The following is a 6815-nucleotide window of genomic DNA, read 5'->3' on the forward strand; positions in this document are numbered from 1 at the left end:
CACCCAGCACCGCGCACACGGCGCCGGGGATGGACTTCACGATGACGTTCTCCAGGAAGCGGCCGCGGATGCGGTCCCTGTTGGGCTCGAGCGCCAGCACGAACGACGGGATGCCGATGGTGAACGCGCTGATGAGCGTCATCTGGATGGGCTGGAACGGGTACTGCCACGGCAGCAGCACGAACAGCACCGCCAACGACATGGACAAGAGCGTCTTCACCAGGAACAGCGACGCCGAGCGCTGCAGGTTGTTGATGGAGCGCCGCCCCTCGGCCACCACCTTCGGCATGGCCGCGAAGTCGTTGTCCACGAGCACGAGCTGCGCCACGTTGCGCGCCGCGTCCGAACCGGCCGCCATGGCCACGCTGCAATCGGCCTGCTTGAGCGCCAGCGTGTCGTTCACGCCGTCGCCCGTCATGGCCACGATGTGGCCCTTCTCCTGGAGGGCCACGACGAACGCCTTCTTCTGCTCGGGCTTCACGCGGCCGAACACGCTGTAGCGCTCGATGGCCTCGGCGATGGCCGCGTCGTCGGCCAGCGTGGTCGCGTCCACGTACGCCTCGGCCCTTGGCACGCCCACCTGAGACGCGATGCCCGACACCGTGCGCGGATCGTCTCCCGAGATCACCTTGAGGTCGACGCCCTGCTCCTTGAAGTAGCCGATGGTCTGCGCGGCCGTCGCGCGGATCTGGTCGTGGATGGCCACGAATCCCAGCGGTTCGGGCCTCCCCGCCAGATCGCCGTCCTCGGTGAAGCCCTCCACGCGCGCCAGCAACAGCACGCGCGCGTCGGCGGCCAGCCGTTCCTGCTGCTCGGCCACTTCGACGAACGCATCGCCCAGAATGAACTGGCCGGCGCCCATGACGTAGCTCTCCCCGTTCGCAAACGTCGCGCCCGACCACTTCTTGTCGGACGAGAACGGGACGGTTCGGACGGGCCGCAGCGAGCCGACGCCGCTTCGCGCATAGTGCTCGACGATGGCAAGCGCCGTGTCGTTCGGATCATCGTCCGCACGGGCGATGGAGGCGAACGCCGCGTCCACCGCGTCCTGCCCGACGCCCTTCACCGGACACACTGCCTCCACCTCCATCTTGCCTGTGGTGATGGTGCCCGTCTTGTCGAGGCACAGCGTGTCCACACGTGCCAGCGTCTCGATGCAGTACAGCTGCTGCACGAGCACCTTCGACTTCGCCAAACGCACCACGGCCACGGCCAGCACCGTGGACGTGAGCAGGATGAGCCCCTCGGGGATCATGCCCACGAGCGCCGACACCGTGGATAGGATGGCGCCGTTGGTCTCGACGCCGCCGAGGAAGTGCTGGCGCGCGAACAGCAACGCGCCCAGCGGGAAGATGACGAAGCTGACGAACCGGATGATGCGGTTCAGGCTGTTCATGATCTCGGAGTTCACGGCCTTGTGCTGCTTGGCCTCGGCGCTGATCTTCGCCGCGTAGTTCTCGGCGCCCACGTGCACCACGCGCGCCAGGACGATGCCCGCGTTCACGAACGAGCCGCTCATCAGCTCGTCGCCCGGGCGCTTCTTCACCAGCTTGCTCTCGCCGGTGAGCAGGCTCTCGTTCACGTCGCACGTGCCCGATACCACCTCGGCGTCGGCGGGGATCTGGTCGCCACGCCCCAGTTCGATGACGTCGTCGCGCACCAACTGGTCGAGCGGCAGCTCCGTCCGCGCGCCGTCGCGCAGCACGGTGGCTTTCGAGCTGGCCACGATGGACAGACGGTCAGTGGTGCGCTTCGAGCGAATCTCCTGCACGATGCCGATAGCCGTGTTGCACACGATGACCACCATGAACAGCATGTTCTTGTACGAACCGGTGACCAGCACGAACACGGCCAGGATCACATTGATGGCGTTGAACAGCGTGAGCGTGTTCTCGCGCACGATCTGGCGAACGGAGCGCGTGTGCACGCCGGCATCCACGTTCACCTCGCCGCGGGCAACCCGCTCCTCTACCTCTGCCGCGCTCAGCCCGCGCGGTTGCACCTGTTCGTCCATGCTTCGAAACTCCTCACGTTGCGCGGGCGCCCGGCGCCGCGCGATTCGCTAGTCTTTGACGTTTACGCCCAGTCGGCGCGCGATGCCGGCAGCCTGGAACAGGTCCATCGAGCAGCCGCGCAGCTCCTCCATCGTATCCGACAGCACGATATCGGCCAATCGACACGAGGATAAATCCACACCGTTCAAGCTCGCACGGAAGAAGCTAGTGCCCGCGAAGCGCACGTCGTCGAATTCGACGCGGCGCTGTCGCAGCTCGGCCAAGTCAGCGCCGGAAAAGTCGGTGGATCTCACGCTCACGTCTTCCAGCTTCCCCTTCGCGACGGACGCGTAGGCGAACGAGGAATCGCGCACCTCCACGCGCGACAGCACCGCCTCCAGCAGGTCGGCGCCCGTGAACTTGCACGACGAGAACGTGCAGCGCGTGAAATTCGCCTGGGAGAACGTGGAATTTGAGAAATCGCAGTTCGAGAACGCCACGTCGGACGCCATGGCCCGGTCGAAATCGCAGCCGACGAACGAGCACCCTTCCACGCGGGACTCGGTCAGCTCGACGAGGGAGAAGTCGGCCCCCTCGGCCGCGTCCCCGCGCACGAGAACATGGGACACGCGCAGGTCGCCGCCGTTGTCGCGCTCGATCCAGCCGGCGAGGTCGTCCACCTCCGTCAGCTCGCCCGGAATGTCGGGACGGGCCGGACGAGGCGGCCGGGTATCGGCAGATCGGCGTGCGGACTCGGTCATGCGGGGTTCCTTTCTTCGCACGACCAGTATACCGAAGCGCCCGTGAGCTCGCCTCCGCGTCTGCGAGCCTCCACCGTTTATCGAATCAACGCCGCCACGACGGCCATCGCCGCGGCGAACAGACCCACCGCGGCCAGCGGAACGGCCCCCGCCACGTAGGCACGCCGCGGTTCCAAGCGGTAGTACAGCAGGTAGCACGCGAGGCTGGTCAGCAGCACGGCCACCGCAAGCGCTCCCAGCGCGATGGCGGATGCCGTCGCGATCGCGCGCCTCCTCTTCGCCGGCTCAGACCAGGCGCATGTGCAGCAACGGGAACGGACGGCCGGCGTCGTCGACGGGCGAGCGGCCCGCCACGACGAACCCTTCGTGCTCGTAGAACCCGACGGCCTGGGGGTTCTGCTCGTTCACGTCGAGCGTGCGCACGCGCGCATGCTCCACGGCATGCGCCAACAGCGCGCGCCCGACACCGCGCCCACGCGCCTCCGGCGCGACGAACAGCATCTCCAGCTTGCCGTCCTGCGACCCCGCGAACCCGCACGGCGCACCGCCGTCGTACGCCACCGTCAACCGCTCGACGCCCGCGATGCCCGACTCCGCCTCGGGGCGCAGCCCCACGATATCGTCCTCGGCGAGGAAGTCGTGCGTGGCGCGCACCGAGCGCTCCCACACGTCCACCAGTGCGGCCACCAGCTCGGACGAGCGCTCGCCCGGCGTTTCGATATGCATGCTCGCTCCTTTCCCAGCCCTCTGACGATTCCATTCTACGCGACCAGGGCGCAGCGGCGCCACCCGCCTCCAAGTTCGATGCGGCGAAAATCGCGATCGAGAGGTAAAAACGAGGCGGTCTGGTAATCCCACCATTTCGATTTCATTTTCTGATGAAACGTCCGACCTGGGCAAACGCGCGAAGGCGGAACTCGTCGACCGTTGAAGCGACGGTTCGGGCCCCGCCAGGATTACCAAACCGATCGATTTTTACCGCAGGAGACCGGATTTCGCCTCACCCGCCGCCGAAGTGGCCCGCTGAACCGGCGAACCCTCAGTCCGCACCCCAGGCGCACGCCCCGCCGTCGAGAAGCGGGTCGAGCGGCTCGTACACGATCTCCTCCACGAACCAGCGGGGCTCCTCGTGGAACAGGAACGTATGCGCATGGCCCACCAGCACGTCGTAGCGCACGCCCTCGCCGCCCACCTTGAGCGACGTGCACCGCCGCACGCCCAGCACGGCGCGCACGGGGACGCGCCGTCCGTCATGCCAAATTACGGCGCGCGGCACGATGCGCCCATCTTCGAGGAACGTCGCTTCCACCTCCACATACCGCTTCCGCCGCGCCGCTATGCCCTGCACCATGCCCCCGCTCCCCTCTCCATCCTGCCGATCCGCGCTCTTCGCCCGACGCTTCGTCGGCGGCCGGCCCGATTGGGCGCAAATTGAGAGCCCTGACAATCTCACGACCGAAAACCGTCGCACGGCCTCCCCGCCGCCCGAGAAACGCCTGACGGGCGAAAACGAGTCGCCCGCTCGATGTCGACGAGCCCTTGAAAAACTGCCAGGGCTCCCCTTTTGCTCCCGCTTCGGCCCGTCGCGCGTCGAAGGGGCCGCAGGTCGTCATCCTGAGCGGAAGCCGCAGACCTCTTCGCTTGCCCAGGATGACGGGCAGGGCACGGCCTCCGCGCAGGAGGACGACCCGCCCCTCGCCCCCCTTCAGTCGTAGAAGTAGCCCACGGGATGCACGACGTTCTCCTTCTTGATGTCCAGCCCCAGCAGGCTCTCGTCCAGCAGCTCCGCGCCGCGCTGGATGCAGGTGTTGCCGAAGCGGCGGCGCAGGTCGTCGATCGTCTCGTCCAAGTCCTCCAACATGCGCCGGCGCGCGTCGAAGGCCAGCTCCAGCTGCTGCGGCGCATCGCACGGCTCGAGGTTCGAGGCGCGCACGTGCAACCCGCGCAAAGGGTGCTCGCCGTCCAGCGGCTCGTTGGCCGCGAGCAGCCCCCAGGCCGTGCGCGCCACGATGCCGGTCACGTTCGTGGCGCGGCGCAGCGTGGTCTGGCGCGAGTAGCTGGCCAGGTCGCGCGCGCTGCGCACGCCGATGGACACCGTGGACGCGCGGAAGCGCGCCTCACGCAACCGCTGTGCCACGGACTCGGACAAGAGGTAGACGAGCGCCTTCGCGTCGGACGCGCTCACGATGTCGTGCGGCGCGGTCAGGCCGTTGCCGAAGCTCTTCACCGTGCGGTCCACCTCGTTTCTGGCCTGGTCGTAGGGCTTCACAGGCGTCGCATCCTCGCCCCGCGCGAACGCGCGCAGCACGAGCCCGATCTTGCCCAGGCGGCGGCGCAGCAGCTCGGGCGAGGCGCACGCCAGCTCGCCGATGCGGTCGATCCCCGACGAGTGCAGCTTGGCGCGCGTGGCGGCGCCGACGTACAGAAGCTCGCTCACCGGAGCTTCCCACACCCGGCATCGGTAGTTCTGCGGCGTGATGAACGTGATGGCGTCGGGTTTGCGGAAGTCGCTGCCGAACTTCGCGAATATCTTGTTCCACGACACGCCGACGGACACCGTGCAGCCCAGCTCGGCCTTGATGCGGCCGCTGATCTCGGCGGCCGTGCGCGCCGGGTCACCGCCCAGAAGCGGCAGCGAGCCGGTGAGGTCGAGCCACGCCTCATCGAGGCCGAACGGCTCCACGAGGTCGGTGTACTGGTAGTAGATGCGCCGCGCCATGGCCGAGTACGCCTGGTACACCTCGTAGCGCGGCGGCACCACCACGAGCCCCGGGCACTTCGCGCGCGCCTCCCACAGCGCCTCGCCCGTCTTGACGCCCGCCGCTTTCGCCTGCGCGCTCTTCGCCAGCACGATGCCGTGGCGCAGCTCCTCGTGCCCGCCCACCACGAGCGGCACGCCCCGCAGCTCCGGCCGCTCGGCCTGCTCGACGCTCGCGTAGAACGCGTTCATGTCGGAATGGAAGATCACCCGGCGGGCACCGGCGCCTTCGGGCGAGCCGATCACGCGGCCGCCGAACGTCTCGGGAACCCGCACCTCTCCTGTCGCCGCCATAGCTCCTCGCCGCCTTCCGCACCGCGTCTCGATCTCTTTGGAGAACGAATGTTCGCACACTGAAGCGCGGCGCACAAGCGAACAGACCATGGAGTTTCAGCGACGAGATATGCCTATTGATCAGGTGATATATAAGCGTGCAGCCCTACGGTCGCACCGGAAAGGCGGCAGAACCGCAGGGTTGCACGGAAGCGACGAGCGCGCTTACGACAGGGCGATCGCCGGGCTGTCCTTCGTCACGATATGGGATTCCATCTCGCCGCCGAGGGCCGCCTGGGTGCGGGCCGCAAGATCGTCGAGGGCCGCTGCGAGGTCGTCGTGGCGCGCCGGGTCGACGGATTCCAGGATGAGGAACGCGTTCGTCGTGCTCTCGGTGAGCATGGTGCGCACGCCGTCGCGCCAGTTCCAGCAACGGCACACCGCGCCGGCGTCGTCGAGGTAGCACACCTCGCCCGGCAGCGTCTCGGAATCGGCCTCGTCGCCCAGCGCGCGGAACGCGTCGCCGCCCTGTGTCACCGTGAGGCGCAGGTCGCCGGCGAACGTGTCGATGTCCTCGCCGCCGCACGGCAGCGCGTACGTCAGCGACACGGTATTGTAGATGTCCACGAGCGGATTGATGGAGCCCACTTCTCGGCCGCCGCTCGCGCGCTTCAGAAGCGCCTCGATGGACGAGCGCGCGCCCTTCTTCGTCTTGAACTGCTGGAACGCCTCGCGCCACACCGCCACTGCGGGGTTCTTGCTGATGGTGGGATCGGGCACGTGGGCGAGCGCCGCTTTGTTCGCCTCGACCAGCGCCGCCTTCACGTCCTCGCTCGACTCGTGCGCGTTGTCGATGCCCCGAGCCACCACAATGCCGATCTCCGCCTGGGGGAACAGCTCCCAAAACGCCGGTTCGATTGCAAACGATGCCATGATTCGCTCTCCTTCGTCTTCCCTGCTCCTTCTAGTCCGCGTTTCATTGTACCCGACGACGTGCGAGGCATCGAGCATTTGAAAGGTTTCGCCGTA

At 67.6% G+C, this 6815-nt stretch carries 7 protein-coding genes; all 7 read right to left on the reverse strand.

Annotated elements, in window-relative coordinates:
• Window positions 1-2014: cation-translocating P-type ATPase (locus ACMO6A_RS13610; protein WP_418471427.1), on the reverse strand; the 2014-nt coding region annotated here is incomplete at its 3' end.
• A 48-nt stretch (window positions 2015-2062) separates the two neighbouring features.
• Entirely contained in the window at window positions 2063-2755 is a 693-nt protein-coding gene (locus ACMO6A_RS13615; RefSeq protein ID WP_009608364.1) for a pentapeptide repeat-containing protein, read from the reverse strand.
• Between the two features lie 77 nt (window positions 2756-2832).
• Window positions 2833-2973 (reverse strand): hypothetical protein, encoded by a 141-nt coding sequence (locus tag ACMO6A_RS13620; protein WP_156788358.1) that lies wholly within the window; start codon window positions 2971-2973, stop codon window positions 2833-2835.
• A 67-nt stretch (window positions 2974-3040) separates the two neighbouring features.
• The gene (locus ACMO6A_RS13625) at window positions 3041-3481 is read right to left on the reverse strand and encodes a GNAT family N-acetyltransferase (RefSeq protein ID WP_009304686.1); all 441 of its coding nucleotides are present in this window, start codon (window positions 3479-3481) and stop codon (window positions 3041-3043) included.
• A 313-nt stretch (window positions 3482-3794) separates the two neighbouring features.
• Complete coding sequence (locus ACMO6A_RS13630; protein WP_418471428.1) at window positions 3795-4106, reverse strand: outer dense fiber protein 1; 312 nt, start codon at window positions 4104-4106, stop codon at window positions 3795-3797.
• A 354-nt stretch (window positions 4107-4460) separates the two neighbouring features.
• Entirely contained in the window at window positions 4461-5807 is a 1347-nt protein-coding gene (locus ACMO6A_RS13635; protein ID WP_009304688.1) for a DNA polymerase IV, read from the reverse strand.
• 204 nt (window positions 5808-6011) lie between these two features.
• Complete coding sequence (locus ACMO6A_RS13640; protein WP_021409589.1) at window positions 6012-6719, reverse strand: B3/4 domain-containing protein; 708 nt, start codon at window positions 6717-6719, stop codon at window positions 6012-6014.
• Window positions 6720-6815: the final 96 nt, after the last annotated feature.

The organism is Eggerthella sp., from assembly GCF_048329335.1.
GTDB classification, from domain to species: domain Bacteria; phylum Actinomycetota; class Coriobacteriia; order Coriobacteriales; family Eggerthellaceae; genus Eggerthella; species Eggerthella lenta.